This is a genomic window from Nonomuraea sp. NPDC049695, assembly GCF_040674955.1.
Taxonomy (GTDB): Bacteria; Actinomycetota; Actinomycetes; order Streptosporangiales; family Streptosporangiaceae; genus Nonomuraea; species Nonomuraea helvata.
The window spans coordinates 1-20,431 of record NZ_JBFANV010000088.1 but is presented as its reverse complement, the minus strand read 5'-3'; the positions used below and the strand labels follow the sequence as shown (position 1 = coordinate 20,431).

The 20,431-nt window shown below is 72.3% G+C and carries 18 protein-coding genes; 12 read left to right on the top strand and 6 right to left on the bottom strand.

What is annotated here, in order from left to right; translation table 11 throughout:
* Positions 1-82 precede the first annotated feature (82 nt).
* Complete coding sequence (locus AB0J64_RS45585) at positions 83-397, top strand: hypothetical protein (RefSeq protein ID WP_364042150.1); 315 nt, start codon at positions 83-85, stop codon at positions 395-397.
* Between the two features lie 388 nt (positions 398-785).
* The gene (locus AB0J64_RS45580) at positions 786-1,958 is read left to right on the top strand and encodes a hypothetical protein (RefSeq protein ID WP_364042148.1); all 1,173 of its coding nucleotides are present in this window, start codon (positions 786-788) and stop codon (positions 1,956-1,958) included.
* 3 nt (positions 1,959-1,961) lie between these two features.
* Here AB0J64_RS45580 and AB0J64_RS45575 read toward each other — a convergent pair whose 3' ends face one another.
* Positions 1,962-2,633: a lysophospholipid acyltransferase family protein gene (locus tag AB0J64_RS45575; protein ID WP_364042146.1), complete on the bottom strand. Its 672-nt coding sequence runs from the start codon at positions 2,631-2,633 to the stop codon at positions 1,962-1,964.
* 119 nt (positions 2,634-2,752) lie between these two features.
* On the bottom strand, positions 2,753-3,295 hold the full coding sequence (locus AB0J64_RS45570; RefSeq protein ID WP_364042144.1) for a GNAT family N-acetyltransferase: 543 nt from the start codon (positions 3,293-3,295) through the stop codon (positions 2,753-2,755).
* A gap of 173 nt (positions 3,296-3,468) precedes the next feature.
* On the opposite strand from AB0J64_RS45570, the gene AB0J64_RS45565 reads away from it, so the two are divergent.
* The 10 genes from AB0J64_RS45565 (at position 3,469) to AB0J64_RS45520 (ending at position 15,248) form a co-directional block, all read left to right on the top strand.
* Positions 3,469-3,951, top strand: a complete 483-nt coding sequence (locus AB0J64_RS45565) for a hypothetical protein (RefSeq protein ID WP_364042142.1) — start codon at positions 3,469-3,471, stop codon at positions 3,949-3,951.
* Positions 3,952-3,990: 39 nt separating this feature from the next.
* Positions 3,991-4,812, top strand: coding sequence for a TetR family transcriptional regulator (locus AB0J64_RS45560; protein ID WP_364042140.1), 822 nt, complete (start codon positions 3,991-3,993; stop codon positions 4,810-4,812).
* On the top strand, positions 4,796-5,902 hold the full coding sequence (locus AB0J64_RS45555) for an LLM class flavin-dependent oxidoreductase (protein WP_364042138.1): 1,107 nt from the start codon (positions 4,796-4,798) through the stop codon (positions 5,900-5,902). The genes AB0J64_RS45560 and AB0J64_RS45555 overlap by 17 nt, the downstream gene beginning before the upstream one ends.
* A complete protein-coding gene (locus tag AB0J64_RS45550; protein ID WP_364042136.1) occupies positions 5,892-6,380 on the top strand; it encodes a flavin reductase family protein in 489 nt (162 codons plus the stop codon). Before AB0J64_RS45555 ends, AB0J64_RS45550 begins: the two co-directional genes overlap by 11 nt.
* A 111-nt stretch (positions 6,381-6,491) precedes the next feature.
* Entirely contained in the window at positions 6,492-7,184 is a 693-nt protein-coding gene (locus AB0J64_RS45545) for a HEAT repeat domain-containing protein (protein WP_364042134.1), read from the top strand.
* Between the two features lie 65 nt (positions 7,185-7,249).
* Entirely contained in the window at positions 7,250-9,073 is a 1,824-nt protein-coding gene (locus AB0J64_RS45540; protein WP_364042132.1) for an RNA ligase family protein, read from the top strand.
* Positions 9,073-11,874: a poly(A) polymerase gene (locus AB0J64_RS45535; protein ID WP_364042200.1), complete on the top strand. Its 2,802-nt coding sequence runs from the start codon at positions 9,073-9,075 to the stop codon at positions 11,872-11,874. Before AB0J64_RS45540 ends, AB0J64_RS45535 begins: the two co-directional genes overlap by 1 nt.
* Positions 11,875-12,037: 163 nt before the next feature.
* Positions 12,038-13,018 (top strand): hypothetical protein, encoded by a 981-nt coding sequence (locus AB0J64_RS45530; protein ID WP_364042130.1) that lies wholly within the window; start codon positions 12,038-12,040, stop codon positions 13,016-13,018.
* Positions 13,015-13,776, top strand: coding sequence for a hypothetical protein (locus AB0J64_RS45525; protein WP_364042128.1), 762 nt, complete (start codon positions 13,015-13,017; stop codon positions 13,774-13,776). Before AB0J64_RS45530 ends, AB0J64_RS45525 begins: the two co-directional genes overlap by 4 nt.
* Positions 13,777-14,018: 242 nt before the next feature.
* On the top strand, positions 14,019-15,248 hold the full coding sequence (locus AB0J64_RS45520) for an MFS transporter (protein ID WP_364042126.1): 1,230 nt from the start codon (positions 14,019-14,021) through the stop codon (positions 15,246-15,248).
* Positions 15,249-15,251: 3 nt separating this feature from the next.
* Here the strand turns inward: AB0J64_RS45520 and AB0J64_RS45515 are convergent, their stop codons facing one another.
* From AB0J64_RS45515 to AB0J64_RS45500, 4 genes are all read right to left on the bottom strand, one after another.
* On the bottom strand, positions 15,252-15,728 hold the full coding sequence (locus tag AB0J64_RS45515) for an ester cyclase (protein ID WP_364042124.1): 477 nt from the start codon (positions 15,726-15,728) through the stop codon (positions 15,252-15,254).
* A 241-nt stretch (positions 15,729-15,969) separates the two neighbouring features.
* Positions 15,970-17,205, bottom strand: a complete 1,236-nt coding sequence (locus tag AB0J64_RS45510; protein WP_364042122.1) for a hypothetical protein — start codon at positions 17,203-17,205, stop codon at positions 15,970-15,972.
* A 49-nt stretch (positions 17,206-17,254) separates the two neighbouring features.
* The gene (locus tag AB0J64_RS45505) at positions 17,255-17,920 is read right to left on the bottom strand and encodes an ABC transporter ATP-binding protein (protein ID WP_364042120.1); all 666 of its coding nucleotides are present in this window, start codon (positions 17,918-17,920) and stop codon (positions 17,255-17,257) included.
* Positions 17,913-20,431: acyltransferase domain-containing protein (locus tag AB0J64_RS45500; protein WP_364042118.1), on the bottom strand; the 2,519-nt coding region annotated here is incomplete at its 5' end. The genes AB0J64_RS45500 and AB0J64_RS45505, both read right to left, overlap by 8 nt.

The following is a 20,431-nucleotide window of genomic DNA, read 5'->3' as shown; positions in this document are numbered from 1 at the left end:
TCTTCACAGTGATCCGCCGAGATTGCCCGCCTTCGCCGCGACCGGGGGCCAACGACACGCCGCCAACGGCAAGATAGCCGTCATGCCGGCCATCCCCGCCTCCACCAGGACCTCTCTGGCTCAGCGGCTCTACCTGCATGCCAAGCAGCACTGGCCGCAGTTGACCGATGTCCATGTCCGCTACCGCGGCCCGTTCGGCTACGTCGAGGGCGAGCTGGCCAACGGCGATCGGCTGACGCTGATGCGCCTGCGCTACGGCGGGAGCGCACACCGGTGGGGGCCGGCCATCCACACGCCCAGCACCGGCGGCTACCAGGACGCGATCTGGTTCACCGGCAGTCCTCAAGAAGCCCTCGACCTCGTCTGCGACCTTTATGTCTCCAACTCCGGCTCCTGAACACTGGCTGCACGCCAAGCTCCGAGCCGTCAACCCCCGAGGGATTTCCGCCGCAGACCACTTAGTCCCGAACGCCACGACCCTGGAGACAGCCGGCCGCGTCCCTGCCATCGGGCAGGCCGTCCGCGATGCCTTCGGCGGCAGGTGCGAGCCTCGCCCCGCCCCAGCGCATGCGCCTGTGCCACGACCCTGCCCAGCAGCTTCCGCAGCCGCGACGGGTCCGGCCGCCGCCGTGCCAGCCGGCGGGGCACGACCACGTTCTGCCACGCGGTCCACCGCGGTGGCCCTGCCCCACCCCCGAACATGCCTTGCCGGCCCCCCGGCGCCGACGGGCGTTTCATGCTTACGTGGACACACGCTTGAAAGGATCTGCGATCAGGAGGCGGGAGTGCGGGAGATCGAGTTCCGACTGGGCAGCGGCCGCGATGAGATCCTCATCGACGGCGTTCCGTTGCTCGACCTCGTACGCGCGGCGGAGCTCCCGTACGCGCGGCAGGAGCAACTCGAGCGGGCCGAGGAGTTCGCGCCCGAGCCCGCGCCCCTGCTCGCCGGCGCGTACAGCTACCTGCTGGGGCGCTGGACCGGCTGGCCGGCCCGGCACTACCTGGGCGAGCCCGTGGAGGTGACCTACGACCAGGAGGACGACGAGACCATGCTGCTCGGATGCGCGTGCGGCATCTCGGAGTGCTGGGCGCTGCTGGCCAGGATCGAGGTCACGGAGACGGAGGTCCGCTGGTCGGGATTCCGTAACAACTCCAGGGACTGGGACCTGTCCGCCGTGCTCGGGCCGTTCGTCTTCGCCCGCCGTCAGTACGAGGAGGCGCTGCGCGCGACCGCGCCACCGCTAGCCGCACCACCACCGGCACCGGTGATTCACGACGACGTACGTCTGGTGCCGGTGATCGACGTACTGTCCGGCCTGGTGTACGACCTGACCGAGGACTACCCGGCACCGCCCGCTGACGAGTCGCTCTGGGACGCCTATTGGTCAGAGCGGATCGCCGCGGCGGGGTTGCCGAAGCCGATGCCGGGTAACGCGCGACTCATCCCGCTGTCCGGCTTCCTCGACGAAGAACACCTGACGCTGCTGGTCCGATCCACCCTCCAGCGCTCTCCTGGGGATGACGCCGGCGCGGACGATTTCGAGGACGTCGGCTGTGTGGCAGGGGGATATCTCCTCATGGCAGCCGGACGCCCTCTCGTGGCACCGGGCTGCTGCAGCGACCTCACGGACCTGGCGAGCTGGCGCGAAGCCGCCCGGCATCGCGAGGGCTCGCCGTCGATGGTGTGGATCGGCCACCCCTGGCTCAATGTCACAGCGGACGGCGACAAGCTCCTGCTGACCGGCCCGACCGAGCACGATCCGGGGCCTGAGCTTGCCTGGATCACCCGCCGGGCGCTGGATTCGGCCGTTCGGCAGGCCGCGGCAGAGGTTCGCTACTTCGCGAGACCGCTCCACGAACTCTGCGCCCGCCTGGCCGGCACTCGCGGAGCGGATGCGCTGTGCACGGCTCTTCTCGGAGGGGCCTGGCTCCGCGCAGGCTCCGACTGGCCGGCCTGACCCTCATGTGCGCAGGCTCTTGCCCTCTTCCGCTTCGCGGGCCAGATGACGCAACGCCCGCATGATCTCCTCGATGATCGCGCGGACGTCGTCCTCTTGGGAGATCCGCAGCGGCGGCCCGGCCAGCACGGTCACCCGCGTGCGGAGCCTCAGCCGGAACCGGCCCGTCGCCGGGTCGAGGATGTGCTGCGGGCCCCAGCTCGCGACCGGGACGACCGGCGCGCCGGTGCTCAGCCGCAGGCGGGCCGCTCCCGTCTTGCCCTTGGGCGGCGTGCTCTCCCACGGCTTGGGGGTGCCGCCCTCCGGGTAAAAGACGACGACGTCGCCCGCCCGCACCGCCTCGGCGGCCACGACGAGCGCGTCCCCGGCGTCGGCGGCGCCGCGGTTGACCGGGATCTGGCGCATCGTGAGCAGGAAGCGTCCCAGCAGGGGTACGTCGAACAGCGGCGCCTTGGCCAGGAACCGCGGCCAGCGGCCCGCCGCGCCCACGAAGCCGGCTAGCACGAGCGAGTCCACCTTCGACACGTGGTTGGCGACGATGATCACTCCGCCGTGGCGGGGGATGTGTCCGAGGCCGGCGTAGCGGCGCCAGACGGCCAGGCGCAGCAATCCTTGCAGGGCGCGCATCGACACCCGCCGCCAGAAGTCCATCGCACGTTCCGACCGATTGTTCACCAAGCCATCCCCCAACGCGGGCGGCCATCGCCGCCGACGTTCACGCAAAGCTACCGACCCGGGCCACGAGGGTGAATCCGTCAAGTGACCGGGCTGGACACGGGGCACCGGCCGGCGCGTCAACGGCTGGGCAGGGTCGGGTGCGCCGCGCCGGGAACGATGCCCGCCATGTCGTTGGTGATGGCCCATCGTCCATGACCTCGCCAGGCACCGTCGATGAACAGCAGATCGGGCGAGTAACCCTCGTAACGGAAGCCGAGGCGCTGGACGAGCCTGATCGACGCGTGGTTGTCGGGCCGGATCTGCGCTTCCAGCCGGTGCAACCGCAGCTCCTCGAACGCGTGGCGCAGCGCCAGGCCGAGGCCCTCTGACATGTACCCGCGACCGGCATAGGGCGTGAAGGCCGCGTAACCGAGGGAGCCGGTCTGCGCGCGTCCACGGATGATGCTGTTGATGTTGATGTTGCCCGCGATGGCACCGGTGTCGCGCAGGCAGACTAGCAGGCCCTCAGCGGATCGTCCCTCGTCGAACCGATCGACGAACGCCTGGAAGTCCTCCGGTGTCGCGGGCAGGGTCATCCTCGGCTGGTGCTGGTCGATGCCGGCACGGACGCGTTCGAGGAACTCGTCCTGGTCGAGGCTGGCGATCCGGCGTAATGCCACGCGAGGGGAGCGTCCCGGGTCGTCTGGTACGGGTATCGTTCGCGAGGTTTCTTCCGTCCCACCGTTCTCGATCATGGCCAGCACGCTACCGCGCGGCGAGCATGCGGATCTCGCCGTGCCGCCCTCACCCCCGACGCGTACGCTGACCGGATGGCCGGAGGGGGAAAGATCACATGAGCACCTTGAGTTTCGCGCTGAACGTCATAGCCCGGGGAGACGTGCTCGGCGCCGACCACACCTGCACTCCCGACCAGGTCAGCGCGATTCTCGAGCCCACGCCCGCCGAGAACCGCCAGGGCGGCTTCATGTGGCGCGACCACGGGCTCGTCGAGTTCTTCTGGGAAGGCGGCGACGACGGCTGGCGGGGCACCCACTTCACCGTTCAGCTGCATCGCCTCGCCTCCATCGGGCCCGAGGTCGCCGCCGGGCCGATCGAGGCGAGGTACGGCCCCCTGGAGCCGGCCCTGCCGTTCGAGGCGTTGCGGGTGGCGGCGGCCGGGCTCGGCATCGACCTGGTCAGGCTGCCCGCCGCGACCTCGGGCGTTCGCCAGTACTGGCAGCCCCGCTCGACGGTCCTGGTCATCGAGGACGACACCGGCGAGGTGTACGCCCTGACCTCCCCGTATCGGCCCCCGTCCGGCATTCTTTCCGCTTGACACTTGAAATGAAGTTGATTCAACATCTAGTCCCATTCCATGGCTTCGGTGGAAGAGATCGCCCGGCAGTTGCTCGCCCGCGCCGAGGAGACAGGCGCGGGCCCGCTGGCGGCGCTGCACCTGGAGGAGATCGCTGCCCTGTACGGCGTGTCCCGCTCCACGCTGCTGCGCCAGGTCGGCAGCCGTAGGGAACTGGACGCCGCGCTCGCCGCCCTGGGCGCGCAAGGAGCGCCCCGGCAGCGGGTGGCGGAGCGGGCGATCGCCGCCGCCGCCGCCCTGATCGCCGAGCGCGGCGTCGGCGGCACCACGCTGGAGGACGTGGCGGCAGCCGCGGAATGCAGCGTGCAGGCGATCCACGCCCAGATCGGCGGCAGGGACGCCCTCCTGATCGCGATCTTCAAGCACTACAGCCCCATGGACGGGATCGCCGCCGCGCTGACGGACCCGCCCGACGACCTGACCGCCGGCGTACAAAGGGCCTACCTGGCAATCCTTGACGCCGTGCTCGACACCCCCGCGATCGCGGCCATGCTGGCCGACGTGCTGGCCCGGCCGGACAGCGCCCTCGGACGGTACGTCCGCGAGAGCTACGTCGCCAGCACGTCCGGGCTCATCAAGCAGTGGCTGGAAGGGCACCTGCGCCGCGGCACGATCCGCCCCATGCGGCTCCGCCTGCTGATGACCCTGTTCGGCGGCCCGATCTCGGCCGAAGCACTCTCCCACGCCACCGCCGGGTCCAGCCCCGGCCCCGCCTATCGCCGCAGAGCGGCCCGGGAGCTCGCGGAGGCCTTCGCCCTCGCCGTCCAGCCGCGCGGCACCACCTCGACCCCCGCAGGAGACGTACATGCGCGTCATCAGTGACAACACCTTCCAGCTCGGCCTGTTCGCCCCGAACGTCTGGGGCGGGCTCACCAAGACGACCGCCGAGCAGCGCTGGCAGGCCACCTGGGACAACAACGCCGCGATCGGGAAGCTGGCCGACGAGGCCGGGCTGGAGTTCATCCTGCCGCTGGCGCAGTGGTCACAGCTCAAGGGCGCCTCCGACACCGACGGCCACACGTTCGAGGCGCTGAGCTGGGCGGCCGGCATGCTCGCCGAGACCGAACGCATCACCGTCTTCGCCACGGTGCACACCCCGTTCCTGCACCCGCTGTTCGCCGCCCGGCAGGCCGTGACCTGCGACCACATCGGAAAGGGCAGGTTCGGCCTGAACATCGTGTCCGGATCGGCCGGGCCCGACTTCGGGATGTTCGGCACGCCCATGCGCGACCACGACGAGCGCTACGCCTACACCGAGGAGTGGACGACGCTGGTCAAGCGACTGTGGCAGGAGCCCGAGCCGTTCGACTTCCACGGCAGGTTCTTCGACCTCGAAGGCGTCTTCGCCCTGCCCGGCCCCTACGGCGGCGACCGGCCGACCCTGATCAGCGCCGGCTCCTCCCCCGCCGGCCGCGGCTTCGCCGCCCGGCACGCCGACTGCCTGTTCATGATCATCATCTCGCCCGAGGGCCTCGCCGGCCAGATCGCCGCCATCCGCGCCGACGCCGCGAGGAACGTTCCCGTGTACGCCAGCGGCCACGTCATCTGCCGCAAGACCCGCCAGGAGACCGAGGAGTACTACCACTACATCGTCAAGGAGAAGGGCGACTGGGAGGCGGCCGAGGAGGTACGGCGCAGCATCTTCGGCAAGGGGCAGAAGTCGCTGCCCCCCGAGCTCGCCGACCGGATGCTCGAACGCATGGTCAGCGGCGGCGGCACCTTCCCCGTCAAGGGCGACCCCGACGACGTCGCCCAGACCTTCAAGCGGCTCAGCGACGCCGGGCTCACCGGCATGGCCGTCGCCCTCGTCAACTACCTCGACGACTTCCCCATCCTGCGCGACGAGGTGCTGCCCCGCATGGAACGGCTCGGCCTGCGCCGGCCGGCGATCGGGGCAGGCCATGCCCGTTGACACGCGGGACTTCAAGCAGGCCCTGGCCAAGTACATCACCGGAGTCACCGTGGTGACCACCGCCGACGGCGCGGGCCGGCGATGGGGCTTCACCGCGAGCTCGTTCAGCTCGGTCTCGCTCGACCCGCCGCAGATCCTCGTCTGCATCGCCCGCACCGCCCACTGCTACCCGGCCTTCATGAGCTCCGACGGGTTCGCGGTGAACGTCCTGACCGGCACGCAGGAGAACGTGGCCAGGCGCTTCGCCCAGCACGACGTCGACAAGTTCGCCGGCCTGCCGTTCGGCGCCGGCGAGCGGGACCTGCCGATCCTCCAGGACGCCCTGGCCGTCTTCCAGTGCGCGACGCGCGCCCGGTTCCCCGCCGGGGACCACACGATCCTGCTCGGTGAGGTCCTCCAGGCGCGGGTGGGCCAGGGAGATCCGGCGCTCTACTACGACCGCCAGTTCCGCGCAGCGGATTGGCATGGGCGCTGCTGAAGGTTTTGTGTCCGTTTTGTCAAAATATTACCAGGATACCGCCTTTACGATGTAGATCCGTTCTGCGTAAGTGATCCTGGAGGGCGGGCGCCGGTGCTAAGGTGCCTCACCATGGTCACGAAGCCCGCCGGACGACACCGGACGCGGCGGTTCATCCTCCGCCAGCCACGGGCCGCCGCCGAGGTGGCCGCCGCCGCCCAGCTGCAAGGCTGGACCTACGTCCGCGAAGTGCCAGGCGGCGAGGGCAGGATGCCCTACGTCGTCCTCGACTCGGGATGGCCGGGGATCTCGGTGCTGTACTTCGAGCACGACGCCGGCCTCTGCGGCATCGTCGCCGACAGTGTCCTCGGCCCCGAAGCCCTCGGCACGATCGCCACCGCCGTCCAGGGCGTACTGGTCCCGTGGATGCTCACCGAACTGCTGGAGGAGATCGACAACGGGCCCGACCGGCCGTTCGCGCTGCAGCGAGCCGGCCTGGGTGCCCCGGGCCAGGCCGATCCCGCGTTCCTGGCCCGCTTCTCGGCGGCGGCCGGGGACGCGGAACCCGACGTGCGCGTCGCCTCGATGCTCGCGATGGCGGACACCGGGTGGCCGGAGTGCGTACCCGTCCTGGAGCAGGCGGCCCGCACGGACGGCGATCCGGCGATGCGGGAGCTCGCCACGAAGGCCGCGGAGCTTCTTTCCGCGACGCGGCCGGAGGGCGGGGCCGTCACCGTGGACGTCCCCGACCTGTTCCCCGGCGGCGCCGCCCACCTGCACGCCATCGCCATGCGGGAGCTCGCCCAGGTCATCGGCGACTCCTGACGTTTTATTGGGTGGAGGCGCGTTTTCCCCCGCCGCTACAGTGATCCGGGGCGAGGGGAGGGATCATGCGCGTGCACTATCCGCGTACCCCTCACCTGCCCTGGTCACCGGGCGTGAGCGCCGACGACGTACGCGCGGGCGACCTGTCCGGGCTGCGCGGGCGCGAGGTCGTGGTCACCGAGAAGCTCGACGGGGAGAACACCACCCTGTACGCGGACGGGATGCACGCCAGGTCGCTGGACTCGGCCCACCATCCGTCCCGCGCGTGGGTGAAGGCCCTGCAGGGGCGGATCGGCAGGCGCATCCCCGCCGGGTGGCGGGTGTGCGGGGAGAACGTGTACGCCCGGCACTCCCTCGCCTATGACGGGCTGGAGAGCTGGTTCTACGGGTTCTCCGTGTGGGACGGCGATCGGTGCCTGCCCTGGGACCGAACGGTCGCGTTCCTGCGCGAGCTCGGAATCCCGGTGCCGCCGGTGTTGTGGCGCGGGGTCTTCGACGAGCGGGCGCTGAGAGGGCTGCGGCTGGACACCGAGCGGCACGAGGGGTACGTGGTGCGGGCCGTCGAAGGGTTCGGGCGGGAGGAGTTCACGGGACGGGTGGCCAAGTGGGTGCGGGCGCGGCACGTTCAGACGGGCACGCACTGGATGCAGGCCGCCGTCGTGCCGAACGTCCTGGGCCCTGCGGCGGCGCTGTGGTCGGTGCGTTCGGGCGCGGAACCCGATCTGGACGCGGTGCTTACCGCCGTCGGTCTCCCAAAAACCACGAAGGTGGCGGGCGACGTGGCGGCCCGGCTGGACGCGATCGGCCGGTACGGCGACGCCCGGCTGGCGGGTGTGCTGGCGGTCGCCGCGCACGACGTACCGCGGGCCGGGCTGACGGCGCGGCTGGCGGGGCCGCTCGGCATGCGGACGGCGCGGCGGGTCGCGGACCTGGCCGGGCTGCACGGCGCGCTGCACCGGCCGTTCCCTGACGAGGAACGGCGGGCCGGGCTGGGGCGTATGGCGCTGGCCGCCGACCTGGGCGTGCTGCACGCGGTGGCGGCGGCCGTACTGGACGGGTGTCCGGGCGGGGACGCGCGGCAGGCGCGCGAGGCCGCACTGGACGGGCGTCGGAGTGAGGACGCACGGCAGGCGCGCGAGGCCGTACTGGACAGGTGCCCGGGCGAGGACGTGCGCCAGGCGCGCGAGCAGGTCGAATGGTCGGCCCTGCACGCCGAGGACGCCGGGCTGCTCGGGCCCGCGCCGCTGGAGCCGTTACGGTCCGGGCTATGCGAGGCCCTCGCCGATCTCGACGCGCGGACGGCCGCGCGGTGCTGGGCGGAAGCCCGTGCCGCGTGGGCCGGCGGACGGATCTCCACGGTGGAGGAGGCCGTCGCGGCGACCTGGCGGTGGCGGTCCAGGCCGTTCCCCACGCTGGTGCAGCTGGTCGGGCCGGCGGGCAGTGGCAAGAGCACGTTCGCGGCCGGCCTGCCGGGCATCGACGCGTACGTGTCGCTGGACGAGCTGCGCCAGGCCCGGGGTTCGCGGGCGGACCAGCGGGACAACCAGGAGGTGCTCGGCGAGGGGCTGGACCGGCTCGACGCCGCGCTGGCCGCCGGCGGCACCGTCGTATGGGACGCCACCTCGCTCAACCAGCACCAGCGCTCCCTGGTCCACGCCGTGGCCCGCCGCCGCGACGCGTTGACGACGCACGTGGTCGTGCTGGTGGAGGAGGACGAGCTGCACCGGCGCAATGCCCGCCGCGCCCATCCGGTGCCGCCGCACGTGCTGGCCGCGCAGGCGCGCCGGTTCGTCCCGCCGTACCCCGGTCAAGCCCATCGCACCTGGTACGTCGGCGCGTCCGGGACCGTCGACGACGTGGACGGCGCTCTGGACGGGGGCGAGGCGTGATGCGTACCAGCGAGGAGATCTACCACCGGATCCGCTGGGATCCGCGGTTCGACCCGTCCCGGTTCGTCTTGGGGGTCGGGCAGCGCGACGCCGATCCCAAGCGGGTCGCGCTGCCCGCGTTCGCCCCGGGAGGGGAGGTTCCCTGGCATCGGGTGCTGTTCGTGGAGGCGGACGGTGAGCTGGTGTGGGACCGGGCGACGGGGCTGGATCGCGTCGACACCTGCGAGGCCGGGCGGGTGCGGGTCCCGCGCCGCCTGCGACCGCCGTTCTGGACGGCCAGGACGCCGTACGCCTGGGGCCCGGCCAGGTGGAGCCCCGCCGTACTTCATGGACCCGCCGCATTTTATGGACCCGCCGCAGGTCACGGGGCGGCCGGGCACGCGGCCGCTCGCGTGCTGACGTGGAACACGTTGTGGGACCGCTACGACAGCGACCGCATCGACACCGCCCGGCGCCGCCCTCTCCTCCTGGCCGCGCTCGAAGAGGCCGATGCCGACGTCATCGCCCTGCAGGAGGTGGAACCGGCCCTGCTGGTGATGCTGATGTCCGCACCCTGGGTCCGCGCCGGTTACAGCCTCGGCATCGACCCGTACGGCCCGGACGTCGAGGACGACGGCCTGCTGCTGCTGAGCCGATGGCCCGTGCGGGAGGCGGCCCGACACGAGCTGGGCCGGCACAAGTCGGTCGCCGCCATCGTCGTGGACACCGCCGCCGGCCCCCTCACCGTCGCCGTCACGCACCTGAGCAGCGACCATTCCAGCGACGGCGCGGGCAGGCGGCGGGCCGAGCTGTCCGTGATCGCCGAGGGGCTGGCCGGCGTGGACGGCGACCTCGTCCTGGTGGGCGACTTCAACGACGGCACGGAGACCCCCGCGTCCGCGCTCGGCCTGCGCGACGCCTGGACGGAGGCGTACGGAACCGACCAGACCCCCACCTTCGACCCGGTCGTCAACCCGCTGGCGGCCCTGGCCTCCCTGTCCGGCCAGGCGGCCCGCCTGGACCGGATCCTGCTGCGGGGCCGGCCCCGGGTGATCGCGGCGGCCCTGCGCGGCGACACACCCACCCCCGACGGGCTGTACATCTCCGACCACTACGGGGTGGAGGCGGTCGTCGGCCTCACCGAGGGCGACGGCGGGCCGCCTGACGGGGTGCTCGATGGAGTACTCGATTGGCCGCCGCACGTCAACCTGCTCTTCGGGTTCGTGCCGGAGTCGGAGTTCGAGGCGGCGGCGCCGCTGCTGGCCGCGGCGGCGGCCGAGGTCGAGCCGTTCACGGCCAGGCTGGACGGCGTCCGTACGTTCCGGCACCGCGACCACTCCACGGTCTGGCTCGACCCCGCCGCCGGCGACCCGGCACCCTGGAGCCGGTTGCGCCACGCGCTCGAACGGCGCTTCCCCCGCTGCGAGGGACGCCCGGAAGGCTTCACCCCGCACCTGACGCTGGGCCGCACGGACGACACGATCCGCGTGAACGACACGATCCGTGTGGACGGGATGACGGCGCTGGTCGGAGAGGTGATGCTGCTGTCACGCCGCGCGGACGAGCCCATGCGCCCCCGGGCGCGCATCACCCTGGGCACGGGCGAGATCCACTGGCCGCCCGAGCCCGCCACAAGCCTTCAGGAGCCCGCGATCGGCGTGGCTTCGCCCGCGTCCGGCGAGGCCCAGTCCACGACCGGCGTGACCCGGCGGCGGAGCGCGGCAACAGCGCAGCAGGACGATGTGGCCGGGCGGGTGATCCGGCGGCTGGAGGAGGCATTGCGGCCGGGTGTCGTGTCCGTCGCCGGATCCCGGCGCATGGGCTGCGCCCTGCCGGACGCGGACCTCGACCTGGTGGCGGCACTGCCCGGCGAGACAGACATGACGAAGGTGGAGGCCCAGGTCCGGGCCGCCCTGCCCGAGGTGTCCCGGCTGCGCCAGGTGATCGGCGCGCGAGTGCCGGGCCTGCGGTTCCGTACGGCGGAGCTGGACGTGGACCTGACTGTCGTCCCCACCGGTCCACTGTCTCCGGAGCAGGCGGTGGATCGCCGCGCCGAGCTGGGCGAGGCCGCCGCGATCGCCCTGAGCGCGGTCAGCGACGCGGACGCGGTCCGCGCCGCCGCCGGCCACCGCCACGACGGCTTCGCCACGCTCGCCAGGCAGGTGAAGACGTGGGCGCGGGCTCGCGGCCTGGACTCGGCCCCGTTCGGCGGGCTGCCCGGCCTGGCCTGGGCGATCATGGCCGCCTGCACCGTACGCGACAGCGGCGACCTCCTTGGGGACTTCTTCAGTACGTGGGCCGCCTGGAACTGGCACGACCCGATCGCCCTCAGCCCGGCCCTCCCACAGCCGGCCCCGATCACGGTGCTGACCCCCAGCGCCCCCGTACGCAACTGCGCCCGCCAGATCACCCCCGGCACCCTCGACCGCCTCACCCACGAGCTCTACCGAGCCTGGGAGCTGACCGAGAACAACCGGCTGGCCGAACTGTCCGCACCACCGCCCCTCCACCGGCGTCACGCGGCCTGGGCGGTGCTGACCGTGCACGCCTCCCGCCCCGAGGAGCTCGACGCGACACTCGGCCGGGTCAGAGGACGCATGCTCGAACTCCTCGCCGCCCTCGAAGAAGCCGGAATGGCCGACGTGCACGCCTGGCCGCGCCCGTTCGAGACCGGCCCCCGTACGGTCCGCTACGCCATCGGCCTGGGCCGCGCCCCCTCGCCCGCCGGGCGGCTCGGCGAGATCGCCGACCGCTGGAGCAGGGGCCTGCCCGGCGTCACGGTCGAAAGAGCCGAGTGCGGCGCCGTCCCGACCTTGCGCTGAGCATCAGCGCCCGCCACATGAGGGCCGGGTGCCACCCAGTCATTCGACAGATTCGCTTTCCGGCTCTGGTCCCTACGGTGTTCTCGTCCGCGCGTGAACCGTCAGCGAAGAATGACGAGAACGAAGCCGTTTGAGGTTTTCGCGGGAAGAGTGGTGACCTGAAGTGGGACACAGCGCCAACGGCAGCTTCGGGGCCCCAATGTCGGGCGTCTCCTTCACCAAGCACGAGATCGGCCGGGTCGGCACGAAGTTCGAGGATCAGACGGGGACCCTCGACGACCTCCAGGGTGCCTCGAACAATATGCAGGTGGGCTTCCCGTACTTCGGCGTGGTCGGCTGGGGCCTCCACAACGCGCACAACAATGCCATCCAGAGCCGGGAGGACGCCTTGGGCAGGGCCAAGGCGGCGCTGGCGTCCTGGAAGACAGCGCTCGAGTCGACCGACCGGAACTACGCGGAGTCCGACGACCTGTCCGAGACACCGATCCCCACCGGTGGAGGGCTGCCCGCAGCCCCTCCTCTTGGTGATCTCGGCGGTGGGGGCGGCCCTCAATTGGCGAGCGCGAAGATGCCCGCCTCCAGCGACCTCGACCTGCCCCACAGCCCAGGCAGTGACCTTCCGAACGGCGAGCTGCCGGGCAGCGATCTCGCGGGAACTGACCGGCCCGGAGCCGACATACCGCCGGCCGATTTCCCGGAACCGGCGAGGCCGGACGCGAGCCGGCTGGACCTGCCGGCCACCGATCCGGCGGACACGAGGGTTCGCGACCTCGACGCCGCACTCAACAACCCGTCGAAGACCGACCTGTCCCAGTACCGGCCCACCACCCCGCCGCTCACCAGCAACCTGCCCAGCCCGCCGAGCGTGGACCCTCCCGGCGCGGCCACCCGCGTCGGCGTCCCGAGCACCGTCGTCCCGCTGGGTGTCGGCTCGAACGGTGCTCCGACCGGCGCCAACGCGGCCGTTCCGCGCGGAGCCGCAGGGCCGGGCGGCATGCCGATGATGCCGATGGCGCCGACGGGCGCGGGCGTGGCCGGGGATCAGGGCCACCGTGAGAAGCTCGTGGCGCTGTCCGAGGACGAGAGCGTCTGGGAGGGCGATGACGACCTCGCTCCCCAGGTGATCGGGCAGGAGGAACTGTGAGCACGGCGAGCACATGGATGTACCGGAGCCTAGTGGGCATCATCACCGCCGAGGCACTCCTGTTGCGGTCGAAATGGGCGATCAGCGTCGCCACGGCAATGGCGGTCATGTTGAGCAACCTCGACGGCATGGACGAGGCGGTCAAGGAATGGCACAAAACCGATAAGCAGCTCGGCACGTTGAAGACCGAACTGGACAAGCTGAGGACTGAGCTCAAGGACAAAGGCAAGTGGGACGGGACCGCCGAGTCGACGTTCGATGAGGCATATGACAGCTTCCAGAAGTCACTCGACGAGCTCGGACGCGCCAGCGGCGGTACCGGCGACGCTGTCGGGCAGTATTCGACCATCAGCAGGTGGGGCGCCGCGTTCGCCTCAATGGTGGCCGCCATCATGCATATGGTCGTGTTGGTGAGGTATCTCAGCGCGACCAACCCATGGGCCAGATTGGCCGCCCTGACCTTCGAGCACGTTGTCAGCAAGGGCCTTCTCACCGCGGTCAAGTCGGTGCTCAAGAAACACACCATGGCTGTCGGCGTCGTTGCCGGCGCCACGTACATGGCCGTGAAGATGCAGGAATCGTCGGGCAAGGCGTTCCCCATGGCCAAGGCCGTGCCGGCGGGGCTCAACACGGGCGGCGGCATGGAGTTCCAGTTCCCGCAACTCGAGCACCAAGAAGGCGTGGGCCTCTCCCCGAAGGTGGACACCGAGAGCTTGGGAACCATGCCGAAGAGCGGCGGGGGAATCCTCGGGATCTGACGCGCGCGGCCGCTCTTCGAATGTGTCACCCAACGGTGCGGGCGGCGCTTCACGCCTAGTCATGTGACGGATACGCCGCAGCGTACGGGACGCGTAGTCTGCCCACCTGGAAACGATCTATCTCGGGAGGTGACACATGCGTAAGGGCAATGGCTGGGACTGAGCGAACGTCCCTCTTTCTCCGGCCTGATGGGCGTGACCCCTGCACGCTCATCAGGCTTTTCCATGATCGGTGCTTCCTGGTGCGATATCGAGATCTCCTCGCGGTGCGCGAGTTCCGCCTGCTCTATGCCGGGCTCGCCCTGTCGTACACCGGCGACCAGCTGGCCGCGCTGGCCGTGTCGGTGCTGGTGTTCGACCGCACCGGCTCCGGCATCCTGTCCGGTCTCGCGTACGCCTCGGCCTACCTTCCGTCGCTGGTCGCCGCTCCCCTGCTCGGTGCCCTCGCCGACCGGCTGCCTCGCCGGGGCCTCCTCATCGCCTGCGACCTGGCCCGCGCGGCGCTGGCCGCGGCGATGCTGATCCACGGCCTGCCCGTGTGGGCTCTCGTCGTACTGCTCTACGTCGCGAGCCTGTTCACGCCGCCGTTCATGGCGGCGCGGTCGGCGCTCCTCGCGGAGATCCTGCCCGTGGACGCGGCCGTCACCGGCAACGGCCTCATCCGCGTCACCCACCAGCTGAGCCAGGTGCTGGGCCTGGCGCTCGGCGGCCTGGCCATCGGCTGGATCGGGCCTGAGGGGGCGCTGGCGGGCAACGCCGTCACCTTCGCCGTCTCCGCCGCCCTGTCCGCCGGGCTGCGTCCACGCCCCAGGCTCGCCGGCTCGGGTTCGGTGCTCGGCGGCTCCCGTGCGGGGGTGCGCTACGTCTTCGCCGACCCGTGGCTGCGCGGCTGCCTGCTGCTGGTGTGGCCGGTCTCCATGTTCGTGTACGCGCCGGAGGCCGTCGTCTACCCCTACGCGGCGTCGCTCGGCGGCGGTGCTCCCCTGGCGGGACTGATGTTGTCGTCCACCGCGCTGGGCTTCGCCTCCGGCACCGTGCTGCTGACCCGGCTCGTGCCGCCGCGCACGCGTGATCGCCTGCTCATCCCGTTCGCCGTCCTGGCAGGGGCGGCGCTGATCCCGCTCCTGGCCGGGCCGCCCGCGCCTGTTGTGATCGCCCTGCTCTTCGTCTCCGGAGCAGGAGGCGCCTTCTCCGCCCCGCTCAACGCCCTCTTCGTGCAGCGGGTCTCCCCGGAGTTCCGTGGCAGGGCCATGGGGGTGGCGGTCGCGGGCCTGTCCGGCGGGCAGGGACTGGGGTTCCTGCTCGCCGGCGCGCTCAACAGCGCGGGGCTGCACCCGGCCGCCCTCTGGGCCGGCTGCGGCGCCGCCGCCACGCTCGCCGCGGTCCTTGCCGCGCTGACGTGGGCACGCGACGCCCCCTCCGCCCCTGCCGGCCCTGGCGCACCGGCCCTGGAGTCCGCCGTCAGGCGATGAGCGTCAGCGGGAGGCCGCGGCGCCGGTCCGTTCCCGCCAGGCGCGGAAGCGGTTCGCCGCGGTCGTGGTGTCGATGCCGAGCTGCTCGCACATCTCGTTGAAGTCGTAGAAGAACCGCTCCAGCGTGATGAGCCCTTCCTGTACGTACCACAGGCACACGAAGGGCAGGTCGAAGGCGCGCCCGGTGGGCTCGATGCCCGCCAGGGGCCCCTTCATGGTGCCGGTGATCCTGCCGACGCCCAGCACGAGATCGTCCATCTCGCGCAGGTCCTCAAGCTGGACGGAGTAGTCCGGGAAGGCCCCCAGGAAGCCCTGGAACTGCCGGCGGGACTCGTCGATGCCGTGCGCGGCGGTCTGGAACGCGACCGTCTCGAAGACCACGTCCTCACGGCACCAGGACAGCGCACCGGCGATGTCGCCGCTGGTCTTGGCCTTGGAATGGGCCCGCACCACAGCGGCGGGCGTCAATTCTTCGCTCATATCACTCGTACGTTAAAGCGCCCGGCCGCTCCCCGAATCTGTCGCCCGACCGGTGGCGAGCTCAGCCTGGCGCTCGGGGACGGGCAGATGGCGGTTGTCGGCCACGTCCTGGGCATTCACCACCGGACGCAGCCGCAGCTCGGTGACGGCGGGGGGTGGGCCGGGAACGGCTGCCGGGACCTCGCGTCCGGCTGCCGTTCCCGGCCGGGCGGCTCACGCCCGAAGCGCGGGGCATTCGCCGTCAGTGACCTGCGCGCAGCGTCTCCAGATGGAGGGCTCCGCGCAGCAGCGGGCGAGCCGCCAGGGCCACGAGCATCGCGGTGAGCACCCCGATGCCCGTCATGGCCACGGCCCTGGTCAGCGCCCACACCAGGTACTGCGCCTCGTAGATCCCGAACACCGGGAACACCACCACCGCGACCCCGGCCACGGCGGCCACCGCGCAGACCGGCAGCGCGGCGATGAACGCCTGCCGTACCAGCACCCGGCCCAGCGCCCGCTCCGGCACACCGGCGGCGGCCAGCGCGGCGAACGAGCGGCGCAGGTCGATCAGCTCCTCGGCCTGGTGCACCACCAGCGCGGCGGCCGAGGTCAGCAACGCCACCAGCAGCGCCAGGTCCACCAGCGCGTGTGCATGTCCGTAGCCGGTGACGGCCTGCTGGGCTCCGGCGCCCGCGCCGAAGAAGACGGTCAGGCCGACCACGGACAGCGCCCTGGCCCACGCCCTCGGGTCCGACTCGACCAGCCGGGCCGCCAGCAGCGTCTCCGGCGAACGGGCCCGCCGGCCGATGCGGGCGGCGTACCCGCGGATCAGCCAGGTCGCGGCCAGGGTCAGGCCGAACACCAGCAGCACCAGCCCGGCGGCCATCGCGACCGCCGTGCCGTACTTGCCGCCGATCGGGAAGCCGCCCCTCACCACCAGCCCGGTCACCAGCAGGGCGACGCCTGCCAGGGCGAGCAGGAGGTCGCGCACGCGCGGCCCCCGCACGCGCGGGCGGCGGATCACGCCAAGCGGCGAGGCGATGACGTCCCGGCCCGCCCGCGCTCCGGACACCACCCCGCCGACCGTCAGCAGCACCACCACGAACGGCACCGGCGTCAGCGGTCCGGACAGATGGGTCAGCGCGTAGACGACGGCGCCGGCCAGCGATCCGGCCAGCGCCAGCCAGCCGCCCTCCAGCGCGCCCAGCCGCCGCACGTCGCCCGGCGCCGCGCCCGCCAGCCGCAACGCCGCCAGCCGCCGCTCCCGGGTGGCCGTGGCCAGCCGGTTGGCCTGGTGCACCAGCCCGGCGACCGGAAACGCGAGCAACCCCAGCGCCAGCCCGGTCAGCGAGCCGCCCTCGTCCCGGAAGTCGGCCAGGCTGATGCCCGTGCACACCAGGAACGCCGCCACCCCGGCCCCGGCGGCGACCAGCCAGGCACGCACCCGTTCCGGGCGTGAGCGTCCCCTGTTGAGCATCCGCAGCACGTCGATCACCGGCGCACCCCCGCCCCGTGTCCCCGGATCGGCCCGCGCAGGACGGCGGTCACGGGGTCACCTTCGCCAGGACCGCGCCGTCGCGCAGGGTGATCTCCCGGTCGGCGTAGGCGGCCACCCGGTTGTCGTGGGTGACCAGCACCACCGCGGCCCCGCCGGCCCGCGCCGCGTTCAGCATCGCGGTCATCACCTGCTCGCCGCCGAGCGTGTCCAGCGCGCCGGTGGGCTCGTCGGCGAACACCACCCGCGGCCCGGTCACCAGCGCCCGCGCCACCGCCACCCGCTGCCGCTGCCCCCCGGACAGCTCCCCGATGCGCTGATCGGCGCAGCCGGCGACCTCCAGCCGCTCCAGCCACTCGGCCGCGGCGGTCATCGCCTCGCGGCGGCCGTGCCGGTTGAACAGCAGCGGCAGCGCCACGTTCTCCGCCGCGCTCAGCTCCGGCACCAGCTCGCCGAACTGGAAGACGATGCCGAAGCTCTGCCGCCGCAACGCGGTCAGCTCCGCCTCGCCGAGCGTGTCGATGCGCCGGCCGTCCAGCAGCACCTCACCGGCCTCCGGCCGCACCACCCCGGCCAGGCAGTGTAAGAGCGTCGATTTGCCGGCGCCGCTCGGGCCGGTGACCGCGACCACCTCACCGTCGGCGATCTCCACCGACACCCCGTCCAGAGCCCGGGTACGGCCGAACGACTTGCCCAGCCCCCTGGCCTCAAGCATGGTCAACCTCCTTCATGCGTGCGAGCGCGGTCTCGATCCAGCGCAGGTCGGCGTCCAGGTGCTGCAGCGCGTAGTCGGCGGCCAGCACCCGCGCGGGCGTGCCGGACGCCTTCTCCGCGGTCAGCTCCCGCATCCGCGCCAGATGCGCCTCCCGCTGCCGCACCAGGTACCCGTCGGCGGCCTTGCCTGCGACGGCGACCCGCGAGAACAACCCGCCGGCCACGTACGGAGCCGGCGGCTCGATCGTGTCCAGCCACCGCTCCAGCTCGGCCCGGCCCTCGTCGGTGATCGCGTACAGGGTGCGCTCGGGGCCGCCCTCCTGCCGCGTCTCGGCCACCTCCGCCAGGCCGTCCCGCTCCAGGCGTTGCAGCGTGGCGTAGACCTGCCCGTACGCCAGCGGCTTGGCCCCGGCCAGCCGCTGGTCGTGCTCCTTCTTCAGCTCATAGCCGTGCTGCGGGCGCTCGGCGAGCAAGCCCAGCAGCACATGTCCGGTCGACATGACCGCGACTATACATTGAATGAATAGTGGGGGAAACACCGCCCAGTACTCGCCGGTGAAGCCGGGCGTCGCCCGTGGATCGTCCAGCGTCGTGAAGTAGACGGCGATGCGGGGGACGCCGGGCGTCAGGCCGGCCGCCGCCGTGGCCAGATCCGTCAGGAGCGGGTCCATCTGCGGGCTGTGGAAGGCCACGTCGGAGGCTACCCGGCGGGCCGGGATGCCCTCCTCCAGCCAGCCCGCCAGCACCCCGGCCACGGCGTCCGGGTCGCCTGAGACGACGGTGGAGCCGGGTGACGACGCGATCGCGGCGGCCACGCCGGGATGATCCGCCAGCCGCCGCTCCGCCTCGGCGAACGGAAGCCGCACCATGGCCATCGCGCCCCGTCCGGCGACCCTGCGCAGCAGGCGGGATCGGCGGCAGATCAGCCGGGCGCCGTCCAGACGGCTCAGCGCTCCGGCCGTGACCGCGGCGGCGATCTCGCCGACCGAATGGCCGATCACGGCGTGCGGGCGCACCCCGTACTGGCGCCACAGCTCGACGAGGCCGAGCTGCATCGCGAAGATCATGGTCTGGATGTGGGCGACCTCGGTGAGCTCTCCCCCGCCGAGCGTCTCGCGCGGCGAGAACCCGATCTCGTCGGCGAACACCGGCTCCAGCTCGTCGATCACCGCGGCGAACGCCAGCTCGGTGGCCAGCAGTTCCCGGCCCATGCCGGCCCACTGCGAGCCGTGCCCGGAGAACACGAACACCGGCCCGGGGCCGGGATCGCCGAGCATCCGCCCCGTGATCACCGCGTCGTCCGGGGTTCCGGCCGCCAGGTGACGCAACCCGCGGGTCAGCACGGCCTCGTCCTGTGCGGCCACCACCGCCCTGTGCGGCAGATGGGTACGGCGCAGGGCGAGCGTGTGTCCGAGACTCGCGAGCGGCACCCGGCCGGGGACGCCCGCGAGGTCGGCGAGGGCGCCCGCCGCCTGCCGCAACGCCGGCCCCGACGCGGCGGACACCGGGAACAACCGGCCCGCGGCGCTTCCCCCGGCGGCCGATGCCTGCTCGACGGTGACATGACGGGCCGCTGCCGGCGGCGCCTGTTCGAGGACGACGTGGGCGACCGTGCCGCCGTAGCCGAACGCGGAGACCGCGGCACGGCGCGGATGGGCCGAGCCGGGCCAGGACGACGGCTCGTCGACGACGCGCAGCCCGGCGCCGGCCCAGTCCACGGCCGGATTGGGCTCCTCGACCCTGCTGGGCGGCAGCTCGCCGTGGTGGAGCGCCAGGACGGCCTTGACCAGACCGGCGATGCCGGCGGCGCCTTCGAGGTGGCCGATGTTGGACTTGGCGGACCCGATCAGGCACGGCTGCTCCGCCGGCCGGCCCGCCCCGTACACGGCGGCCAGCGCCCCGGCTTCGAGCGGGTCGCCGACCGCCGTGCCGGTGCCGTGCGCCTCGACGTACCCGACCGTGCCGGGCTCGATGCCCGCCTGCCGCAGCGCGCGGCGCATGACGTGCTCCTGCGCCTGGCCGCACGGCGCCATGATGCCCGCGGTGCGGCCGTCCTGGTTGACGGCGCTGCCGAGGATGGTCGCGAGCACCGGGTCCCCGTCCCGTACGGCGTCGGCGAGCCGCTTGAGCACCACGACCGCCGCGCCCTCGCCGCGCCCGTACCCGTCGGCGGCGGCGTCGAACGACTTGCTGCGCCCGTCCGGCGCCAGCGTGCCCGCGGCGTCCAGGGTCAGGGTCTCGCCGGGGGACAGGATGAGGTTGACCCCGCCGGCCAGCGCCAGGTCGGTCTCTCCCGCACGCAGCGCTTGCACGGCCAGGTGGACGGCGACCAGCGACGCCGAGCACGCGGTGTCCACGGCCAGGCTCGGGCCGCGCAGGTCGAGCGCGTACGAGACGCGGTTGGCCACCGCGCAGGTGGCGGAGCCGATGCCGGTCCACGCCTCGATGTCGGGCAGGTCCTCCAGCAGCCGATGCCCGTAGTCGCCGGTGCAGACTCCCACGTACACGCCCG